The organism is Amycolatopsis umgeniensis (genome assembly GCF_014205155.1).
GTDB classification, from domain to species: domain Bacteria; phylum Actinomycetota; class Actinomycetes; order Mycobacteriales; family Pseudonocardiaceae; genus Amycolatopsis; species Amycolatopsis umgeniensis.
In genome coordinates this window covers 5,614,004-5,634,145 of record NZ_JACHMX010000001.1, presented here as the reverse complement: position 1 = coordinate 5,634,145, position 20,142 = coordinate 5,614,004, and the positions used below count along the sequence as shown (strand labels likewise).

Annotated in this window: 17 protein-coding genes; 3 read left to right on the top strand and 14 right to left on the bottom strand. The window is 69.6% G+C overall.

Going from position 1 to position 20,142, the window contains the following annotated elements:
- Positions 1–34 precede the first annotated feature (34 nt).
- The 12 genes from HDA45_RS26825 to HDA45_RS26770 form a co-directional block, all read right to left on the bottom strand.
- Positions 35–1,039 carry a BadF/BadG/BcrA/BcrD ATPase family protein gene (locus HDA45_RS26825; protein WP_184899830.1) on the bottom strand — a complete coding sequence of 335 codons (1,005 nt, stop codon included), beginning with the start codon at positions 1,037–1,039 and terminating at the stop codon, positions 35–37.
- Positions 1,024–2,289 (bottom strand): 6-phospho-beta-glucosidase, encoded by a 1,266-nt coding sequence (locus tag HDA45_RS26820; RefSeq protein WP_184899828.1) that lies wholly within the window; start codon positions 2,287–2,289, stop codon positions 1,024–1,026. Before HDA45_RS26820 ends, HDA45_RS26825 begins: the two co-directional genes overlap by 16 nt.
- On the bottom strand, positions 2,286–3,179 hold the full coding sequence (locus HDA45_RS26815; RefSeq protein WP_184899827.1) for a carbohydrate ABC transporter permease: 894 nt from the start codon (positions 3,177–3,179) through the stop codon (positions 2,286–2,288). The genes HDA45_RS26820 and HDA45_RS26815 overlap by 4 nt, the downstream gene beginning before the upstream one ends.
- Positions 3,176–4,165: a carbohydrate ABC transporter permease gene (locus HDA45_RS26810; protein WP_184899825.1), complete on the bottom strand. Its 990-nt coding sequence runs from the start codon at positions 4,163–4,165 to the stop codon at positions 3,176–3,178. Before HDA45_RS26810 ends, HDA45_RS26815 begins: the two co-directional genes overlap by 4 nt.
- 4 nt (positions 4,166–4,169) lie before the next feature.
- Positions 4,170–5,552 (bottom strand): extracellular solute-binding protein, encoded by a 1,383-nt coding sequence (locus HDA45_RS26805; RefSeq protein ID WP_221471239.1) that lies wholly within the window; start codon positions 5,550–5,552, stop codon positions 4,170–4,172.
- Positions 5,553–5,562: 10 nt separating this feature from the next.
- Positions 5,563–6,813: an ROK family transcriptional regulator gene (locus tag HDA45_RS26800; protein WP_184906075.1), complete on the bottom strand. Its 1,251-nt coding sequence runs from the start codon at positions 6,811–6,813 to the stop codon at positions 5,563–5,565.
- Between the two features lie 198 nt (positions 6,814–7,011).
- Entirely contained in the window at positions 7,012–7,260 is a 249-nt protein-coding gene (locus HDA45_RS26795) for a hypothetical protein (protein WP_184899823.1), read from the bottom strand.
- A 187-nt stretch (positions 7,261–7,447) separates the two neighbouring features.
- A complete protein-coding gene (gene nudC / locus HDA45_RS26790; protein ID WP_184899821.1) occupies positions 7,448–8,461 on the bottom strand; it encodes an NAD(+) diphosphatase in 1,014 nt (337 codons plus the stop codon).
- Positions 8,461–9,837, bottom strand: a complete 1,377-nt coding sequence (locus HDA45_RS26785) for an insulinase family protein (RefSeq protein ID WP_184899819.1) — start codon at positions 9,835–9,837, stop codon at positions 8,461–8,463. Before HDA45_RS26785 ends, nudC begins: the two co-directional genes overlap by 1 nt.
- Positions 9,834–11,144, bottom strand: coding sequence for a M16 family metallopeptidase (locus HDA45_RS26780; protein ID WP_184899817.1), 1,311 nt, complete (start codon positions 11,142–11,144; stop codon positions 9,834–9,836). Before HDA45_RS26780 ends, HDA45_RS26785 begins: the two co-directional genes overlap by 4 nt.
- Before the next feature lie 21 nt (positions 11,145–11,165).
- Positions 11,166–12,761 (bottom strand): DUF2207 family protein, encoded by a 1,596-nt coding sequence (locus HDA45_RS26775; RefSeq protein ID WP_343072156.1) that lies wholly within the window; start codon positions 12,759–12,761, stop codon positions 11,166–11,168.
- A gap of 13 nt (positions 12,762–12,774) precedes the next feature.
- On the bottom strand, positions 12,775–14,544 hold the full coding sequence (locus HDA45_RS26770; RefSeq protein WP_184906073.1) for a DUF2207 family protein: 1,770 nt from the start codon (positions 14,542–14,544) through the stop codon (positions 12,775–12,777).
- A 241-nt stretch (positions 14,545–14,785) separates the two neighbouring features.
- Between HDA45_RS26770 and HDA45_RS26765 the strand changes: the two genes are divergently transcribed.
- Positions 14,786–16,051, top strand: a complete 1,266-nt coding sequence (locus HDA45_RS26765; RefSeq protein ID WP_184906071.1) for a neutral zinc metallopeptidase — start codon at positions 14,786–14,788, stop codon at positions 16,049–16,051.
- A gap of 83 nt (positions 16,052–16,134) precedes the next feature.
- On the opposite strand, the gene HDA45_RS26760 is transcribed toward HDA45_RS26765, so the two are convergent.
- Positions 16,135–17,040: an RDD family protein gene (locus tag HDA45_RS26760; protein ID WP_184899813.1), complete on the bottom strand. Its 906-nt coding sequence runs from the start codon at positions 17,038–17,040 to the stop codon at positions 16,135–16,137.
- Between the two features lie 61 nt (positions 17,041–17,101).
- Here HDA45_RS26760 and HDA45_RS26755 point away from each other — a divergent pair, with 61 nt between their 5' ends.
- Together HDA45_RS26755 and HDA45_RS26750 are read left to right on the top strand one after the other, a co-directional pair.
- Complete coding sequence (locus tag HDA45_RS26755) at positions 17,102–18,109, top strand: stage II sporulation protein M (protein ID WP_184899811.1); 1,008 nt, start codon at positions 17,102–17,104, stop codon at positions 18,107–18,109.
- A gap of 17 nt (positions 18,110–18,126) precedes the next feature.
- A complete protein-coding gene (locus HDA45_RS26750; RefSeq protein WP_184899809.1) occupies positions 18,127–19,200 on the top strand; it encodes a hypothetical protein in 1,074 nt (357 codons plus the stop codon).
- 144 nt (positions 19,201–19,344) lie between these two features.
- Here the strand turns inward: HDA45_RS26750 and HDA45_RS26745 are convergent, their stop codons facing one another.
- Positions 19,345–20,127 carry a hypothetical protein gene (locus HDA45_RS26745; protein ID WP_184899807.1) on the bottom strand — a complete coding sequence of 261 codons (783 nt, stop codon included), beginning with the start codon at positions 20,125–20,127 and terminating at the stop codon, positions 19,345–19,347.
- Positions 20,128–20,142 lie beyond the last annotated feature (15 nt).

The window sequence follows — 20,142 nt, the reverse complement described above, 5'->3', positions numbered from 1 at the left end:
ACTCTGGGTCCCTCAAGGAGGCCTTCACGGACATTCAGACCCGTTTGGTCGCGGCCTTCAGGGCGGACTTGGCCGTGTCAGGAGCGCCGATGGTGTCCAGGGCGAACAGCGCCGCGCCGACCACGGGCGCGACGTCGACGACGCTGATCGAAGCGCGCGGAGCCACCTTCAGGCACCGCCGCTCGATCTCCGCGATCACCTGCGCGCCGACGCCGGTCAGCACTCCCCCGCCGAGGATGACTTCGGGCGTGTCCTCGGTCAGTTCGAGCCGCCGCAGGATGACCGCGACCAGCACCGCGACCTCCTCGACGAACCGGCCGACCACGTCCTGCGCCACCTCGTCGCCGTCCGCCGCGACGGTGAACAGCAGCGGGCACAGCCCGTGGATCGCGTCGGTGTGCAGATCCTCGAAGTGCAGGCGCCGCACCACTTCCAGCACGGACGACGCCTTGAAGTGCGCGGCGACGGCGGTCTGCAGCGCCGTGCCAGGACCCCGGCCGTCCTCGGCGCGGACGGCCCACCACAAGGCCTCCTCGCCGAGCCGGTAGCCGCCGCCCCAGTCGCCGGAGATCTTGCCCAGCGCGGGAAACCGGTGCTCACGGCCGTCGGCGCTGACGCCGGCGCCGTTGATCCCGGCGCCGCACACCACCGCCACGCCCGTCCCGTCGGAACTGCCCGCGCGCAGCAGCGCGAGCGTGTCGTTGCCGACGATCAGCGTGTCGCTCCAGCCGCGTGCGGCCAGCGCCGCGTGCAGGATCTCCTCCTCCTGTGGGAAATCCAGCCCCGCGAGGTAGGCCGACGTATGCGTCGCGAACGGCCGTTCCTCGGGAAGCCCCGCGTCGCGAAGGGCCTCCAGGACCAGCTTCTCCAACGCGCTGACGCTGCCGTCGACCCCGATGTTCTGCGGGGAAGCGCCCGGCCCCCGCGACTGCCCGAGCACCCGTCCGTCCCGCGAGACGATCAGGACGTCGGTCTTGCTGTTGCCGCCGTCGATCGCGACGACGACGTCTCGTGAGCCCGCCGTCATGCCCCGGCCCACGGCAGGAACTGGCGATTGACCTGCACCAGCGTGTCCGCGAGCTGGTCGGCCTTGGTGTACTGGCCGATCAGCGGATGCGCGAGCAGCGCGTCCGCCACCCGGTCCCGGCCGCCCTTGATCGCCGCCTCCAGCGCGAGGTGCTCGTACGAGGTCACCCCCGCGATGAGCCCGGCGAAGCGCTGCTCCACCGGCGCCTGCGGGATCGGGCGAGGCCCCTTTCCGTCCACAAGGGACGGAACCTCGATGACGGCGTCGTCCGGCAGGAAGTCGAAAGTTCCTTCGTTGCGGACGTTGACGACGTGCTCCTCCGCGGGCCCGCCGGACGTGAGCGCGTGCACGAGCTGCACCGCGGCCTCCGAATAGTAGGCACCGCCCCGCTTTTCCAGCTGCTCCGGTTTGGTCACCACCTCCGGGTCGAGGTACACCTTGAGCAGTTCTTCCTCGACGTCGCTGACGACGTCCGCGCGCGGCCGCTCGGTGCGCTGCTTGGTGACCTGCTCGTCGTGCCCGTAGTAGTACTTCAGGTAGTACGACGGCACGACGTTCATCCGCCGCATCCACTCGACCGGCGCGGTGACGTGCTCACCGAGGAATTCCGCGTGCTCCGCCAGGAGTTCCGGCAGGCGGTCCTCGCCGTTGACGAGCACTTGCCGTTCCCAGCTCAGGTGATTCAGTCCGGTGTGGACGAGTTTGACGTCGTCGATACCGGCGCCGAGCAGATGCGCGAACGTGCGCTGGAGGTGGATCGCGACGTTGCACAGCCCGACGGCGCGGTGGCCCTCGTTGAGCAGCGCGCGGGTGACGATGCCGACGGGGTTGGTGAAGTTGACGATCCAGGTGTCGTCACCGGCGATTTTCCGGACCCTGTCGGCGATGTCGAGCACCACCGGCACGGTGCGCAGCGCCTTCGCGAGGCCACCCGCGCCCGTGGTCTCCTGCCCCACGCAGCCGCAGGCGTGCGGGAACGTCTCGTCCCCGCGCCGCGCGCGCTGCCCGCCGACCCGCAACTGGATCAGCACCGCGGACGCGCCCTCGACACCTTCTTCGAGATTGGCGGTGGTGCGGACCCGCGCCGGATGCCCGGCGTGGCTCAGCAACCGGTTGCTGAAGTCCCCGACCGCCTCCACCCGGTAGGCGTCCGGATCGATCAGCACGATCTCGTCGACGTCCAAAGTGGACCGCCGCCCGGCGATCCCGTCGATCAGCTCGGGTGTGTAAGTGGATCCACCACCGACGACTGCCAGTTTCATCCCTTGACCCCTGTGAATGTGACGCCCTTGACGAAGGACTTCTGCGCGAACACGAACAGCACGATCACCGGCAGCATGATCAGCGCGGTGGCCGCCATGGTGAGGTTCCATTCCACGTGGTGCATCCCGCGGAACGACGCGATCGCCAGCGAAAGCGGCCAGCTGTCGCGGGTCTCACCGGTGTAGAGCAGCGGACCGAAATAGTCGTTCCAGGTGAACAGGAAGCAGAACATCGCGGTGGCCGCGATCCCCGGTTTCGCCATCGGGATCAGCACCTTGATCATTGCCTGGAACTCGTTGCAGCCGTCGATCTTCGCCGCTTCGAGATAGTCCTTCGGAATGGTGAGGAAGAACTGCCGCAGCAGGAAGATCGAGAACGCGTCGAAGAAGAAGTACGGCACGATCAGCGGAATCAGTGTCCCGGTGAACCCGAGCCGCACCCACAGGTCGTACAGCGGCACGACGGTGACCTGCGGCGGCAGCATCATCGCGGCCACGGTCAGCATGAAGAACAGGTTCTGCCCGCGGAACTTCAGCTTCGAAAGCGCGTACGCCGCCGGGATCGCCGAAACGAGCGCCCCGATCGTGGCCAGCGACGAATACAGCATGCTGTTGCCGAAGTACTGCAGCAACGGCGCCTTTTCGAACACCTCGATGAAGTTCTCGAAGTGCCATTCCTTCGGCCAGAAGTTGGACGAAAGCGCCTGGTCGCTGGACATCACCGCGGTGAGGAAGACGAACAGGATGGGCAGCATGAAGATCACGCCCATCGCGATTCCCAAGCTGTGCGTCGCGATCCAGTAGAGCTTCTTGTCCCATTGGCGCCGCACCCGCACCTTCGGCGGTTCGGACGCCGGGGCGGTGTGCCGGGGCTCGGCCAGTGTGGTCATCCGCCCTCCTCCTGGTGCTGGGACTTGCGAAGCTGCCGCACGAGAATCCAGGTGAACCCGGCCGAGACGATGAACAGCAGGACGGCCATCGCCGCCGCGTAACCCATGTTGAAGTACCGGAAACCCTGGACGTACAGCCAAACCGGGTAGGTCAGCGTCGAGTTCTGTGGCGCACCGATGAATCTCGTGTTGCCCGCGACGTCGGCCGCGCCCGCGGCCGCCGAACCCGCGACGATCGCCTGCGTGAAGAACTGCAACGCGAAGATCATCGAGTTGACGACGCCGAACAGCAGCACCGGCGAGATCGACGGGATGGTGACGTGCCAGAACCGGCGGACCGGACCGGCGCCGTCGAGTTCGGCGGCCTCGTACTGTTCCTGCGGCACGTCGAGCAGCGCCGCCAGGATGATGATCATCAGCTCGCCCGAACCCCACATCACCAGCAGGGTCAGCGCGGGCTTCGACATCGCCGGATCGTTGAACCACAGGCCGCCGTCGATGCCGACAGCGCCGAGGAACGCGTTGACCGGGCCGTATTCCGGGTTGAACAGGAACACGAACGCCAGGGTCGCCGCGGCGGGCGGGGCCAGCGAGGGCAGATAGCAGAGCGTCCGCACCAGGCCCACACCCGACTTGAGCCGGGAGATGATCGACGCCGTGCCGAGGGCGAACACCACCCGGCAGAACGTCAGGACGATCACCAGCCACAGCGTGTTGTAGGCGGCGGTGCCGACCAGCGGCTCGCTGGTGAACATCCGGATGTAGTTGTCGAAGCCGACGAATTCGGGCGCGTTGATCAGGTCGTAGCGGGTGAACGAGTAGTACAGCGTGGCGATCAACGGGTAGCCGAAGAAGATCAGGAACCCGAGCATCGCCGGTGCGATGAAGTAGAAGACGGTGCGACGGCGGCGGGCCGCGTTCCCCTTCCGCGTCCGGGTGGACGCGGAAGGGGAAGCGACCGCCCTGGAGTCCAGGGTCGATGTCATGCGATCAGCCGCCGGCGCGTTTCTGGGCCAGCTCGTCGTTGATCTGAGCGTCGACCTGCTTGAGACCCGCGGCCATGTCGGGGATGTTGCCCGCCTGCCACTTCTCCGCGAAGTCGTTGACGGCCTTGAGGTGCGCGTCGCCGATCGGGGTCGACGGGTTGGGAAGCAGCTTCCCGCCGTTGTACAGATCGAGGAACGTCTTGAACTCGGGCGTGACCTCGAGCTTCGGGTCGGTCAGCGCGGCCTTGGTACTCGGCACGTTCTTGAGCCCGTTCGACAGCTCGACGAGCGTCGACGTGTCGAGGGTGACCTGCTTGATCAGTTCCCAAGCCGCGCCGGGGTTCTTGGCACCCTTGGGGATCGCGATGATCGTGCCCGTGGTGAACGCGCCGCCGTAGCGGTCCGGCTTGCTGTCGAGCACCGGCGGGGCGGCGGTCGCGAACTTCAGGTCCGGCGCCTGGTCCTTGATAAACGCGGTGCGGTACTCGCCGTCGATCATCATCGCGAGCTTGCCGCGCTGGAAACCGTGGTCCGCCGAGTACTCCTCACCGAGACCGGCCTTGAATTGCTCGACCTTGGCGTGGCCACCGTAGAAGTCCACGAGCTGCTTCTGGAAGTCGAACATCGCCTTCCACTCGGGGCTGTCGGCCAGGTGGGACTGCCCGTCCGGGCCGAGGTAGGTGGCGCCGAAGTTCGGGGCCCAGTACTGCGCGTAGTTGGCGTAGAACGGCATCGACGGCAGGAAGCCGGCGACCTTGATCGAGCCGTCCGGGTTGAACTCGGTCAGCTTCTTGGTGGCCTCGAACAGTTCCGAGGTCGTCTTCGGCGGTGACGTGACGCCCTTCGCCGCGAACATGTCCTTGTTGTAGTAGAAGCCGTAGACGTCGGCGAGCAGCGGCATGGCGCAGCGCTTGCCCTGGAACTCGGTGTAGCTGCGGACGGCGTCGGGGATCTGCGTCAGGTCGATCTTGTCGCGATCGATGTAGGGCTTCAGATCCTGGAAGCTGCCCGTGGAACACCAGGCGCCGAGGTTGTCGGTGAAGAACGAGATCGCCACGTCCGGCGGGTTGCCGCCGCGGACGGACTGGGTGATCTTGTCGTCGTCCTGCTGGCCTTCGTGCTTGATCTCGATGTTCGGGAACTTCGCCTTGAGCTTGTTGAGCCCGGCGGTGACCACGTTGTACTCGCGGTCGGTGAACTTGCTGTAGACGGTCAGCGTGAGCTTCGCGTCCGCGGCGGGGGCGGCCGCGGCGTCACCCGAGCCGGAGTTCGGGCCGCTTGCGGCGCCCGAACAAGCGGACACCAGCGCGGCGACGGTGACCGCGCCGAGCACTATCGAGCCGCGCCAACGGCGGCCACTTCTCCGAACCTGGGTCGTGGAACTCATGACCCTCCTCCTAGTTGGTTGGGGCGGGAGACGGTGGTTCTGTTCGTGATTCGGGGATCGCCGCGACCTGACCGGGCTCTCCCGCCCCGGACCTGCGGGGCCCGAGGAGCGAAGGGGTGTTGACGCCGAAGACGTCCCTGCGAACGGTGGCGAGCGCGGATTGGAGCGCACCCGCGCGGACCGCGTTGCCCTGCACCGAAGCGACCCCGACGGGGGTGGGGGGCAGGACGAGTTCGTGCAGCCTTTTCGCCACCAGCGCGGCGAATGCGTCGCCACCGGCCCGGCTGGTGTCACCGGAAAGCAGGACGAGTTCGGGGTCGACGACCGCGATCAGGCCGGCCGCGCCGCTCGCGACTCGGCGGGCGAGGTCGTCGAGGAAGGCTTCGTTCTTTTGCTCCCGGGCCTTGGCGACGGCGTCCGCGCCGGTCTCGGCCTCGATGCCGTGCGCGGCGGCCAACACGACCACGGCGGGTGACGCGACGAGGTCACCGAAGCGGTCGCCCTCGCGCGGCTTTTCTCCTTGCCTGGCAACCGAAGCCGGATCCGGCACGCGCATCCAGTCGATCTCGCCGCCACCGCCGGTCGCGCCGCGCAGCAGCCGCCGCCCGACCACCACCGCGCCGCCGACGCCGTCGCTGAGCCAGATCATCACGAAGTCGTCGAGGCCGAACGCCTGACCGACGGTCATTTCGACGATCGCGACGAGGTTGACGTCGTTCTCGATGGTGACGCCGACGCCGAGTTCCTCGCTGAGCCTGGTCGGCACGTCGAAGCCGAGCCAGCCGGGGATGTGCGGCGCCGACGACAGCAGCCCGGTGCGCGGGTCGAAGGCGCCCTGCGCGCCGATGACGACGTGACGGAGGTCGGTGGCGGCGAGTCCGGCCTCGGCGGCGACGTGGGTGAGCGCCGCGCCGAAGGTGCCGACGACGTCCGCGCCCTCGTGGACCGGCAGCGGGACCTGGTACTCGGCGAGCACCGCGCCGGTGACGTCGGCGACGACGAAATCGGCGACGTGCGGGGTGAGATCCACGGCCGCGACGTAGGCGACACCGCCGTTGACCTCCCAGAGCTGCGCCCTCGGGCCGCGGCCCCCGCCACGCACGCCCGCCTTGGCGACGACGTCGTCCTGTTCGAGGCGGGTGAGCAGCTGCGCCGTCGCGGGCTTCGACAGGCCGATCGCGACCTCGAGCTCGGAACGCGTCATCGGCCCCTCCTGGAGGAGGACCTCGATGGCCGCGCGATCGTTGATCTCGCGCAGCATTCGCGGACTACCGGCTCGCATGGGGACTCGCTCCCGACTTCGTTAGGAAACTTTACAGACGGTTTCCGGGGACTGTAGTGAGCCGAACCACAGTCGTCAACGGGCCCGAGAAACGGGGAGGTAACGCTTTCGTGCGGCGCGGACGACGAAGGGCCGCTCAGGAGTTCCTGAGCGGCCCTTCGGCTACGCGGCGGTGGATCAGAAGTTGGGCTGCACGTACAGGTCGTACACCCAGGGGATCGTGGGGGAGGGGTAGCACATCCACCCGTCCCAGTCCCCGGCGAGCTTGCCGTGGTGGCCGGTGATCCCGCAGTCCTCCTGGTTCGGGTACGAAGCGAAGTACTCGTAGTCCGAGGCCTGCGCCGCTCCCGCGTTCACGGCGCTGAACGAAACGACGGCCGCGACAGCGGCTCCGGCGACGGCGAACCGCCGCAAGGTGTTCTTCATGGTTTTCCCCAGTTTTTCGATGCGAAAGTCCTGAAATCGGACGACCGGAGAATAGCGGACACTTCACCGCCCGGTGGGCCAATCACCAACCTTGGCTAGATGGCCTTTCGGCGATCTCGCGTGATCAGACGGCGAACTCACGTGATTGGGCAGCGAACTCACGTGATCAGAGACGGAACTCGCGTGATCAGACGCCCGCCCAGGCCGCCAGCATCACGCGCGCGATGGACGAGTTGCCCGGCAGCACCAGCTCCCGGGTACCACCGGCGATCGGGGTCGGCACGGCGCCCTCGTTCCGCAGCTGACTGTTCGCGAAGGCGGCCCGCACCTCCGCGCGCGAAACCCAGAACGCCTCTTCGATCTCGCCCTCGGCGGGCACCAGCGGAGCGGAGATGTCCGCCCGCGCGGTGAACCCGAGCATGATCGACCGCGGGAACGGCCACGGCTGGCTGCCGAGATAGCGCACTTCACGCACGTCGACGCCGACCTCTTCGCGGATCTCCCGCTCGACACAGCCTTCGAGCGACTCCCCCGCCTCGACGAACCCGGCGAGGATCGAGTACCGGTTCGGCGGCCAGATCGGCTGCCGCGCCAGCAGGACGTGCTCGCCGTCGACACCGGCGTCGTCGTGCACGAGGCAGATGACGGCGGGGTCGGTGCGCGGGTACTCCTCCCGGCCGCAGCCGGTGCACTTGCTCGCCCAGCCCAGCTGGACCAGCTCCGTCGGGCTCCCGCACCGCGTGCAGAACTTCGCCTGCCGACGCCAGTTCTGCAACGCCTGCGCGGTGGTGAACAGCCCGGCCGAAGCGTCGTCGAGCAGGTCACCGTAGCCGCGCAGGTCGACCCAGATCTCGCCTTCGTGCCGCGGGACCTCTTCGACGACACCCCAGCTGCCCGCCATCTCGACGGTGTCGGTCTCCCCCGCGGGGCGGCCGGGCAGCGACCAGAAGTCGGTGCCCCGCCACTCCCCCAGGAAGACCGCGTCGGCGGGCGGCTCGGTGCCGAAGTCCTGCGTCTTGCGGGTCGCGAGCGAGCCGGAACCCTCCACCACCGGGGTGCGCGCGTGCTCGTCGAGCAGCACGACCCTGGCGTCGGACCAGCGCGCGGCGAGCCTGTCCGGGTTGGTGCGCAAGGACTCCTGACGGTCCGCCGTGGAGCGCGAAAGCGTCGGGAGCGCCCCTAACCCGAACGGCGTCTCCATCAGGCGGGTTCTCCGACCGTCACGTCGCCCAGTGCCTTCAGCTTCGGCGCGAGGACGTCGGCGTCACCGACGACGACCCCGGTGAACCGCTTGGGCGCGAAGAACTCCAGCGCGGCGTTCGCCACGTCCTCGGCGGTGACCGCGGCGAGCCGGGCCGGATGCTCGGCGAGCCATTCGGCGCCCAGCCCGGTCGCGGCGAGCGCGGCCAGCTGCGCGGCGAGGCCCGCCTGCGAGGACGCGGCCGTGACCAGCGAGCCGATCGCGTACTGCCGCACCGACTCGACCTCGTCGGCGGTCGGCGGCACGAGACCGAGCCTGGCCAGCTCGTACCGCGTCTCCAGGAGCGCCGCGGCCGTCGCGTCGGTCGCGGTGTCCGCGTCGACGTTCACCACGGCGGTCTGGTCGGTGAACTCGAAGCCGGAGTGCGCGCTGTAGGTGTAGCCCTTGTCCTCGCGGATGTTCTCGACCAGCCGCGACGAGAAGTACCCGCCGTACGCGAGGTTCGCCAGCTGCAGCGCGGCGTACCTCGGGTCCGTACGCGACACGGTCTGCGCGGACAGCCGGATCTGCGACTGCACGGCACCGGCCCGCGGCACCAGCAGGACGTTGCCGCCGGTGAGATCGGGCAGTGCGGGCAGGCGGACGGCGGAGCGATCCGAAGCCCAGCCGCCGAGCGCCTTCTCCAGGTCGCCGATGACGGTCTGCGGGTCGATGTCGCCGACGAGCACCAGCACGGATCCGCGCGGCAGCACCGAGGCCTGGTGCAAGGCACGCACCTGCTCCGGCGTCACGACCGCGACATCTTCGGCCTGCGGGACCTCGCGGACGGCGGGGTGGTTCCCGTAGCGGTGCTTCTGCAGCGCCTCGCGGGCGATCGTCCGCGGCTGCGTGCGGGAGACGGCGATCCGCTCGATCAGCCGTTCGCGTTCCCGCGCGACCTCGGCGTCCGCGTACGACGCGCCGGTGAGCGCGTCGGCGAGGACGTCGAGCATCGTCGGCAGGCCTTCGGCCAGCGAGGTACCGGAGATGGACAGCCGCTCCGGGTCGACACCGGACCCCAGGTCACCACCGATCAGCGCCAGATCCGCGTCGATCTCGATGCGGTCGCGGCGGGCGGTGCCGGTCAGCAGGGTCTCGGCCAGCACTTCGGCCGTCGCCGGGTGCAGCGCGTCTTCGCCGGCGAACGGGATCCAGACCCGCAGCTCGACCAGCGGCACGGTGGCCTTGCGGACGGCGAGCACCCGCAGCCCGTTGCTCAGCGTGGTGTCCACATGGGACAGATCGGCGGCGGCGCGCTGCGTCCCCAGCGACGGGACCGGACGCGGCCCGGCGGCCGTGCGGCCGATCTCCTCGGCGGTGCGGTGCGGTGCGCTCACTGCTCGGTACCTTCCTGCTCGGATTCGACACTGCCGCTGCCGGGGCGGACGACGAGGACGGCGCGCGAGTCCGGCCGCAGCGCCTTCGCCGCCGCCGAGACGGCTTCCCCGGTGACCGCCGACATCTTCTCGGCGAGCCGGTACACCAGCGACGCGTCGCCGTACAGCAGCTCGAACGAGCCGAGAGCCAGCGTGCGGGAGACCAGCTTGTCGTGCTCCGAGTGCAGGCTCGCGGCCCAGCGTGCGGTGACCTTCTTCAGTTCCTGGTCTTCCGGCGGCGTGGCCGCCAGCTTCTCCAGCTCCTCGTCCAGCGCGGCGAGCACCTGCTCGGTGCTCACGTCCGGCGGGTGGATCGCGGTGATGGTGAACGTGTCCGGGTCGCGGGCCTCGAACGGGCCGAACAGCCCGGCACCCGCGCCGATGTCGACGACCAGCGGCTCGCGGTGCACCATGCGCTGCTGCAAGCGGGAGCCGTCGCCGTCGGTGAGCACGCCGGCGAGCACGAGATTCGCCAGGTAGCCGTCGAGGTCGTTGATCGGATCCGGCATGCGGTAGCCGATGCCGATCGCGGGCAGCGGGGCGTGCGGGTCGTTCTGCTCGCCGCGCAGCTCGCCCTCGGGGGCGGGCTCGGCGAACGAGGGACGCTCGGGCGCGGGCCGGTGCGGCACGTCGCCGAAATGCTTCTCGATCAGCTCGCGGGCCTCCTCGACGGTGAAGTCACCGGCGACGGTCAGCACCGCGTTCGCGGGCGAGTAGTAGGTGTCGAAGAAGGCCGCGCAGTCGTCCAGGGTGGCCTGCTCGAGATCCTCGAAACCGCCGTAACCGTTGTGCGCGTTGGGGAACGTCGAGTACAGCACCGGCGGGAGGGTGATCCACGGGAATCCGCCGTACGGCCGGTTCAGCACGTTGAGGCGGATCTCCTCCTTGACCACGTCGATCTGGTTGGCCAGGTTCTCCTGCGTCAGCTTCGGCGCCCGCATCCTGTCCGCTTCGAGGAACAGGGCGCGCTCGAGAGCCGCGGCGGGGAGGACCTCGAAGTAATCCGTGTAGTCCGGATGGGTGGAGCCGTTGAAGCTGCCACCACTCGACTGGACGTACCGGAAGTGCGCGAGCTTCTCCAGGCTCTCGCTCCCCTGGAACATCAAATGCTCGAAGAGGTGCGCGAAACCGGTGCGCCCTTCGGGCTCGGAACGGAAGCCCACGTCGTAGTGGACGCTGACACCCACCACCGGAGCGGTCGCGTCGGGCGCGAGCACCACGCGCAGACCGTTGTCGAGGGTGAATCGGACAAGCTCGGGATCGGCCATGCGCACCACCCTACGGGCAACTCAGGCCTCCAGGCGACGACCCTGTCGGGTCGCGGCGAAGGTTCCCACCACGGCGGCCGTGAAGTCGCTCACCCGCGCGATCTCCCCCTCGTCGGCGGCTTCCCTGCCGTACCAGTAGATCTTGGGCCCGCCCTTGAGCGCGGCGAATCCGGCGACCCACCGTTCTTGTTCGCCGAGAGCGAGCGCGTAGGGCAGCGCGCGAGAGAGGAGCACCTCGCGTTCGAGCTTCGGGACGTCCGCCGCCTCGGTCTCCAGCAGCGCTTCACGGACGCCGAGCAGCCGCCGGTGCAGCACGACGCCGGCGCCGGTGCGCGCCGGCAGCCACCGGGCGGCGACGGCGAGGACGGCGCCCGCGGCGATGACGATCAGCCCGAACTGGGCGTAGCCGACGGTCAGGGCCAGCAGGACGGTGAGAAACAAACCGTAGAAGCAGACACGCAGGCCGACGCGGGTGAGCCTGCCGGGCAGCCTCGAATACCAGCGACGTTCGACAACGCTGTCGTCGAGCGCGCCCCGCACCGTCTCGATCCCGATCCGGGCGGCCTGGATCTCCGACAGCAGCACCGACTCCCGCCCGTCCGGCAGCAGGACGTCGAACACCGCGCGTTCGAAGGCTGTCAGCTGTTCGTCCGGCGGGTTGCGGCGGACGAGCCGCCAGCCGGTCAGCTCGCCGGGCTCCTCACTCACCCACAGGTAGTTGCGGACCGCGAGGTCGACGACCGTCGCGGCGAGGTCGACGGCGTCGGCACGACCCGAGAGGACGATCCCGATCTGTCCCGGCAGCACGCCGTCGGGTGACGCGAACGCGGCCCGGTCGTCCTTGCCGGTGAGCAACCGGACCGGGAGCGCGTCACCCGGGTGCTTGTCCCGCCTTCGCAGCAAGCCCAGCGCCACGGCGGCCGCGACCAGTACGAGCGCGAAGCCGCCCCAGGCCCAGCCGACCGGAGCCGTGAGCACGAACGAACCGGCGAAGGTCTTCGACGGCTCCAGCCGCGCGTTCGCCGGGACGGTGCCGCCGGGCAGCTCGACCGAGATCTCCATCCGCTGCCCGGCCGCGAGGTTCTGCTGGCTGAACCGGGTCAGCCCGGAATGCGCGATCTGCGCGGTGCCGCAATGCGCCCGCGAGCCCTCGGGACCGGCGTAACAGGTGACCGCGTTCGGAATGGACGGCGCGGCGAAGTTCGCGCGCACGAGTTCGAGCCTGCTGTCCCAGCCGCCCGCGACCTGCCAGCCGACCCGCGTCAGGCCGTCGGCTTCGGCGACGACACCGTCCACTGTGTACCGGACGATCGAGGTGCCGCCCTTGAGCCGGATGGTGAACTCGTCCTCGGTCAGCTCGGCATCGCCCGCGCCTTCGATCACGACGTCACGGACGCCGATGATCCGGTCACGGTCGCGCGGGGCCGCCGTGCGGAGCGGGATGCGACGGGTCATCGTCGCCTCGCTCGGCACGGAGACCGCCTCGACGACCGAGAGGGCGCCGTCGCGTTCCACCTTGAGGGAGATCTCCGCGCTGTTGGGGAGCGCGGGCAGCGACGGCTCGCCCTGCGCTCCCGCCGGTGCCGCGCCCAGCACCAGCAGGAGGACCACCAGCACGCAGATCTTCACGTCAGGCGGGGACCGGTTCCGGGCGGATCGAGCGCAGGTGCCCGGATTCGGCGAGGAGTCCGTCCAAAGCGGACAGGAACGACGGCAGATGCGCGGCGAACCGGCGCAGATCCCGATCGCCCTCGAGGCCGCCGAACCAGTACAGCCCGGCCGAACCGTCCGCCGACGGGTCGAGCGACTCGAACGTCCGGAGCCAGTGTTCGGTGTCGCCGAGGACGATGGCGTACGGCAGCGACCGGGAGAACACCATTTCGCGGTCCGCCAAGGGAATGCCGTCGACCTTGACCGTGTGCAGGTACTCGAGCAGCCCGCGCACCTGGCCGACCAGGCGCCTGCCGCGTGAGGTCCTCGGCGGTACCCAGGAGGCGCCGAGCAGCGCCGCGACCCCGGCGAGCGCGACAGCGACACCGAGCAGCGCGTGGCCCGCCGTGAAGGTCAGGACCACGGTGCCCACGAGGCCGAGCGCGACCAGGCCGATACCCGCCCAGGTGAGCTTGCTCTTGCCCTTGTCCGGACGGCGCGAGAACCAGCCCTTGCGGACCACGTCCGTGTACATCGCCTCGCCCGCGACGCGGAGATCGACGGTGCCGCGGCCGCGGAGTTCCGACAGCAGCACGGAATCGGTGCCCTCGGGGAGGAGCGCGGTGTAGATCTCGCGTTCGAAGGCGACGAGATGCTCGTCCGGCGCGTTACGGCGGGCGATCTGCCAATCGACGGTGCCCGCGCCGCGGACCTCGGCGATCCACAGGTAGTTGCGGACCGCGAGGTCGACCACCGTGCCGCTGACGTCCACGACGTCGACGGTCTCGTCGACGACCGTGCCGACTTGTCCGGGCAGGACGCCGTCGGGAGAGGCGAAGGAGACCCGGCCGCCGTCTCGCATGAGGACGTCGACCGGACCGGTGCCCGCGGTGAGGGCGCCCTTGTCACGACGGCGCAGCAGCAGAACGGCCAGCGCGCCGAGGATGAGGAACAGTGCGAGCGCCCCGAAACCGATGCCGGTGAGCGTGGTGAGGGCGAACGCGCCGCCGACCGAGGCGATCTGCTCGAAGCGCGCGTTCGCGGGCACGGTGCCCGCCGGGAGCTGGACGGCCAGATCGACCCGCTCGCCCGCGGCGAGCTTGTCCTGCTCGATGCGGACGACACCGCTGTGGTCGGTCTCCGCGAGCGAACACTGCCTGTCCGAACCGAGCGGCCCGGCGAAGCAGTCCACTGTGGGCATTTCGCGCGTCGGCGCGCTGAACGAGGCGGACACGCGGGACAGTTCGCCGTCCCAGCCGCTCGCGACCTGCCAGCGCACCTGCTGCGCGCCGTTGACGTCGGCGACCGCCCCGTCCACTTTGTACTCGAGGGTGGAGGCGCCGCCGTCGAAGGTGGCGACCAGCTGCTCGCCGTTCGGCTCGGCCTTGCCCGCGCCCTCGACCGAGACGTCACGGACCCCGTAGACGCGATCCTGCTCTTCACCCGCGGGAACCTTCAGGGGGATCCGACGCACCAGACGCTGTCCACCCGGGACGGTCACCTGCTCGGTGATCGACACGGAACCGTCGCGTTCCACCTTCACCGCGATGTTCGCGGACGCGCCGCTCGGTGGCTGCAGCAGCCCGAGCTCGCCGCGGGCACCCAGTGGCGGCGGCTTCGGCAATTGTGGCGCGTTCGTCAGCGAAGGGCCCGCTTCCGGCGCCTCCGGAACATTCGAATCCGACGGCGGGGCCATCAAGGCCGAGCTCGCCGCGACGGCCACGACCGCCGTCCCCCATTTCGTCAACACAGCCACACACTCTAGGGCAGCCGATCTATGCTGACCGCCGAAACGCCGAATCCGCCACCTGGGCGAACGGCGTTGCCGAACCGCATGGGGGATCCACTCGATGAACCACCAGCCGCCCGGCCCGCCTGATCCGCGGCGCCGGCCGACTCCGCCACCGACTCCACCGCCACGGCCACCGCAGGGCGGCCGTCCGCTGCCGCCGCCGGGCGCGCGCCCGCTGCCGCCGCGCGGTGGCCCGCCGATGCCGCCGCCGAACCGGCCGGGCCCCGTACCGCCCGGTCGTCCCGTTCCGCCGGGACCGCCGGGACCGCCGCCGTTCCGGCCGGGACCGCCGAGTGGCGGGTTCCCGCTGCCCCCGCCGGGCGCGGCCCCGCTGCCGCCGCCGCGGATCGGCGCACCGGTCCCGTTCCAGCCCGGTGCCGTCGGACCGCCGCAACTGCCCTACGGCCCGCGTTTCGTCCAGCCGGCTTTCGCGCCCTACGGGGGATACCGCGCCAAGAAGTCGAACGGCGGTGTCATCGCGGCCGTCGCGATCGTGGCCGTGATGGCGGTGATGGGCGGGCTGATCATGGTGATCGCCATCGCGAACAGCAGCTCGCGCCACGTCGCGGACGCCGGATACTCGAGCTATTCGACGAGCCCGACGACGTCCTCTTCGGACTACACGACAACGACATCCAGCGAGACATCGACGACCTCGACCCGCTCGCGCGATTCGACAGCGTCGCGCGAGACGTCGGCCGGCTCGACCCGTGAGACCTCGGCGAGCCGGGCACCGTCCGGTCCGCAACCGCATCACAAACTGGCGGACAACCCGCTGTGGCTCAGTTCCGACGTCGGCCTGCCGAACCAGGCGTGCAACCTCTCGCGCTGGGCGAGCAACCCGAACGCGTCTTCGGCGTTCTTCGAAAGCGCGCGGCCTTGCCTGGACAGCGTTTGGCAGCAGGTCATGAGCTACACGAAACTGCCGTTCCGGGTGCCGACCGTGAAGTACCCGTCCGGCAAGAACTGGTCGAGCCCGTGCGGTGACGCCAGCGGCGGCACGGTCGCGGCGTTCTACTGCTCGCAGAACGAGACGCTGTACATGCCGTACGAAGGCCTTCAGCCCAACCAGTACGGCAACCGGCCCGGGGTCTACCTGGCCGTCTTCGCCCATGAGTACGCGCACCACATCCAGGCGCTTTCCGGTATCTCGGAGGCGTATTGGGACGCACGCTACGACGCGGGCACCGACTCGGCGGCGGGCCTGGAGATGTCGCGGCGGAACGAACTTTCGGCGCAGTGTCTGTCCGGGACGTTCCTCGGCTCGACGGTCGGCCGCGGCGGCTCGGTCGATCAGTCGATGTACCGGGACGCGTGGGGGTCGCAGGACCGCGGCGACCACAACGGCGGCCCGCGCGACCACGGCTCCGACGCGCACGCGATCTCGTGGTGGCAGCACGGCGCGCAGAAGAACCGGATCGCGCAGTGCAACACGTGGGCGGCGAACTCCTCCGATGTGTCCTGAGTGGAGGGTCTGCGCAAGTCCGTGAAGGCCTCCTTGAGGGACTCTGGGTCCCTCAAGGAGGCCTTCACGGACAGCGCGGCAGGTCAGCCCGGCGGCGTGAAGGGGTTCTCGGGCTCCGGCTGGGCGACCGGCACGGGAGCGGCCGCCTGCGGATAAGGCTGCGCCACAGGCACAGGCGGCGCCACAGGCACAGGCTGCGTGACAGGCACAGGCGGCCCGTACTGAACAGCAGGCTGCAACTTCGCCTGATCCCGCCGCCGTCGCTCGGCCAGCACCGCCGACAGGTACGCCCAAGCCGGGACACCCGGCGGCACCGGCGCCCCGATCGTCACCGCGACCTGCTGCGCGAGCCCGTACCCGAGGGCCTCGACCGCTTCGGGACGAAGCTCGCTCGTGCGGCTCAGGTACTGGCGGACGGCCAGCGCGAGTTCGTTCGGCAGCCGGGACAGGTCCAGCTGCGAAGCCCAGTGCGCCAGCTGCGGCGGCATCCCGACGTAAGGCGTCCGGGAGGCGGGCATGCGTTCCCGGATGACCAGGGTGCCGGCGAGGTAATCGCCGACGCGGCGCCCGTCGGGCGACAGCAGCGACGTGACCACCGCCACGACGCCGAGCAGGCCCAGCGCCCAGAAGTCGATGAAGAACCCGGCGAGACCGCGGACCAGCGCGTGCCGGAACCGGACCGGACCGCCGTCGGTGCGGACCACCCGCAGGCCGAGCGCCATCTTCCCGAGGGTTCGGCCGCGGCTCAGCGTCTCGAAGATCACCGGGTAGCCGACCATGATCAGCACGAGGGTCACCAGGAACAGGGTCAGCGCGAGCGCCTCGTCACCGAACGCGGCGACCTGGCTCAAGACCAGCACCGCGACGAACAGCGCGATCAGCTGGAGGGCGACGTCGATGATCATGGCGAGCCCGCGGCTGGCCAGCTTCGCGGCGCGCACGTCCAGGACGACGGCCTCGCCGGTGACGAGTTCGGACTCTTGTTCCACCCGGCAAGCGTAGTGACGAATAGGCTGGGCGACCAAGGACGATTGCCGGGAGGGCTCCGAGTTGGACGTGGACGTGTTCGTCGCCGCGCACCAGGCCGAATGGAACCGGCTGCGTGACCTCGTCGGCCGCGCCGGGAAACTCAGCGGACCGGACGCCGACGAGCTGGTGACGCTGTACCAGCGCGTCGCGACGCATCTTTCGATCATCCGCTCGGTCGCGCCCGACCCCGTGCTCATCGCGCATCTGTCCGGCCTGGTCGCGAAGGCCCGGTCCGCCGTCACGGGTTCGCACAGCCCCGCCTGGCGCGAGGTCGGGCTGTTCTTCACCCAGCGGCTCCCGGCGGCGCTGTACCTGAGCAGGCGCTGGTGGCTGGCGTCGGCTGCGGCGTCGATCGCGGTGATGGCGATCGCGGCGGTGTGGATCGCCGGTGACCCGCAGGTGCTCGCGTCGCTGGCCTCGCCCGAGGAGTTCAAGGATCTGACGGCGCCGGGCGGCAAGTACGAGACGTACTACTCGTCCGACCCCGCGGGCTCTTTCGCCGCGCGAGTCTGGACAAACAACGCGTGGGTGGCCGCGACCTGCCTGTTCCTCGGCGTCGTGCTGGGCGTCCCGGTGATCTACGCGCTCTGGGCGAACTCGCTGAACCTCGCGATCGGCGCCGCGCTGATGTCCTCCGCCGGACGGCTCGACGTGTTCTTCGGCCTGATCCTGCCGCACGGCCTGCTGGAGCTGACAGCGGTCTTCGTCGCGGCCGGGACGGGGCTGAAACTCGGCTGGACGGTCATCGACCCGGGACGCCGCTCCCGGACGGCCGCCCTCGGCGAGCAGGGGCGATCGGTCGTGGTGATGGCGCTCGGGCTGACCGTGGTGCTCCTGATCTCCGGCGTGATCGAGGGTTTCGTGACGCCGTCGGGCCTGCCGACCTGGGCGAGGATCGGAATCGGAGTAATCGCCGAGGTCGCGTTTCTACTCTACGTGTTCGTCGTGGGCCGCCGGGCCGCGAAAGCGGGCGAAGTGGGTGATGTCGACTGGCGATACGCTGGAGATTCTCGACCGGAAGCGGGCTGACCTGGTTAGCTCCTCCCATGGGGAGAAAACGTTTACGCGTATTCGCGATAGTCGTCCTGTCCGTCCTCGCCTCGACGCTCCTCGCCGGCGCGTCCCAGGCCAAGACCTCGGCCGCGCCCGGGGGCAAAGCGAACTGGGTGGTGAGCGTCGGCGGCTTCCGCACCGACGCCGACCGCAACTACGTCCGGCTCGGGTATCTCGTGTTCAACCCGGCCGACAACACCGTCGCACACAATTTCTGGACCTGGAACCAGGCGGACTTCCCCGCCCCGGTCAACAGCGGCGACGTCTACTTCTGCGGCGACTGGACGCCGGGCACCAATCCCCGCAACAACTGCCCGATCAAGACCGCGCCGGGGTTCACCGGTGAGCCGAACGGCCACTTCACCGGCACCTACACCGAGAACTCCGGGCAGGTGGGCATCACCTGGACCAGCAGCACCGTCAACGGCACCACCTCACCCGTGAACCTCCAGGAGACCTGGTCGGTTTCGGAGACGCGGCCGGGGCTCGGCCGGATGCAACTGGTCGGCGACAGCTACTCGATCTCCAGCGGCATCGCCTACGGCAGCAACGCCTCCCTCGCCCAGACCAGCAAGGCGCCGATGAGCTCGGTCCGCGCGACCCAGCGGTCGTACCTGCTCGAAGGCCAAGGCGTGAATCACCGCGCGATCACCAACTGGACCAGGGGAAGCAGCGGCGCGCTGGGCGTGGGCCCGGGGTGGAACAAGTGTGACGACGGTTCCTGCCTCGGTTTCGTGCAGTACGACTCCGGCTGCGACCCGTCCTCCTGCTGCCCCGCCGGCCCCGGCCACGCGGCGTGCGCGCAGAAGATCATCGACACCGGCGACAGGCGCTTCTACTACCTGAGCGACGCCTTCGGCGGACGGCGCAACAGCTACGAGTTCTGGTGCGAATGCCTGTCCTACAACGGTTGCTACCTCGGCAACAGCCACGTCCGCCCGCTGCTGCAGGTGATCGACGACGCGGGGGCGTTCCAGGGCTGGGTCGGCGCCGAGGTCAGCCCCGACCGAAGCGGCTCGCGCGATCCCTCGGGCGAGTACTACTCCAGTTTCGCGCTGGTGGCTTAGTTCCGGATCGGTCGTAACTCGCGTGATTGGACGCCGCACTCAAGTGTTCGCCGCCCAATCACGCGAGTTCGCCGTCTGATCACGCGAGTCACGCCTTCCGTCCCGGCGAACAACCGTCCGGAATCCTCCCCAGGCCAAACTGGTTCAGCAGGTGCAGCTGCCCTCGAAAGCGATGCTGTTCCCGTCCTCCAGACTCGCGCTGCCCGCGAACCGGATCTCGAACTCGCCGGGTTCGGTCAGGACGATCTTCGGGCTCGTCGCCGCACCGTCGGCGCCGGTCTTCGCCGTCGCGGTCTCGGCGCCGCCTTCGAAGACCAGCACGTTCTTCGGCCGCGCCGCGCGCACGAAGAAGTTCACCGGCACGTCGGCGGCGGGCTGGCCGTTCTCCCCGATCACGCGCACCACGAACGGCTGCCCCGGCGTCTTCGTGGCGAGCCGCTGCCCGTTGCCGGAGAGGATCGCGAGCGTCCGCACCCCGGCCGCCCAGGTGTTGGACAGTCCGGGCAGCGAGCAGACCTCCTGGTACAGCCGCGCCCCGGCGATCGGCGCCTCCGCGGTCAGGCAACGCGCGGTCGCGACGTTCGCCAGCAGCACAAGCCCGGGCAGCCCGGCGTTGCGCCGCCACTGCTGGTACCGGTCCTTTCCGTCGCACGCCAGGAGTTTGACGCCGTTCCCGTCCACCGGGCTGATCGCCGCCAGGCACTGTCCACTCGCGACATGTTTGTACGAAAGCGCCGCCTTGTCGTACACCCACAGCGCGCCCGCGTCCTTCGCGTCGGCGAGGGCGGGCTTGCCCCCGGCCGCGGCCAAGGACACGTTTCCACCCCCGTCGGCGAGGTAGACCGGGGTCCCGGCGGGCTGCGCGGACGCGGGTGACACGAGCAGCGCCATCGGGAGCAACGCGAAGAACAGCACGACCTTGCGCAAGCCGGAACCCCGTCC

Bases quoted from the DNA above. Each gene is read 5' to 3' on its own strand.
- HDA45_RS26820 (WP_184899828.1), bottom strand. From the start codon at position 2,289: ATGAAACTGGCAGTCGTCGGTGGTGGATCCACTTACACACCCGAGCTG.
- HDA45_RS26815 (WP_184899827.1), bottom strand. From the start codon at position 3,179: ATGACCACACTGGCCGAGCCCCGGCACACCGCCCCGGCGTCCGAACCG.
- HDA45_RS26810 (WP_184899825.1), bottom strand. From the start codon at position 4,165: ATGACATCGACCCTGGACTCCAGGGCGGTCGCTTCCCCTTCCGCGTCC.
- HDA45_RS26805 (WP_221471239.1), bottom strand. From the start codon at position 5,552: ATGAGTTCCACGACCCAGGTTCGGAGAAGTGGCCGCCGTTGGCGCGGC.
- HDA45_RS26800 (WP_184906075.1), bottom strand. From the start codon at position 6,813: ATGCTGCGCGAGATCAACGATCGCGCGGCCATCGAGGTCCTCCTCCAG.
- HDA45_RS26795 (WP_184899823.1), bottom strand. From the start codon at position 7,260: ATGAAGAACACCTTGCGGCGGTTCGCCGTCGCCGGAGCCGCTGTCGCG.
- nudC (WP_184899821.1), bottom strand. From the start codon at position 8,461: ATGGAGACGCCGTTCGGGTTAGGGGCGCTCCCGACGCTTTCGCGCTCC.
- HDA45_RS26780 (WP_184899817.1), bottom strand. From the start codon at position 11,144: ATGGCCGATCCCGAGCTTGTCCGATTCACCCTCGACAACGGTCTGCGC.
- HDA45_RS26765 (WP_184906071.1), top strand. From the start codon at position 14,786: ATGCCGCCGCCGAACCGGCCGGGCCCCGTACCGCCCGGTCGTCCCGTT.
- HDA45_RS26750 (WP_184899809.1), top strand. From the start codon at position 18,127: ATGGGGAGAAAACGTTTACGCGTATTCGCGATAGTCGTCCTGTCCGTC.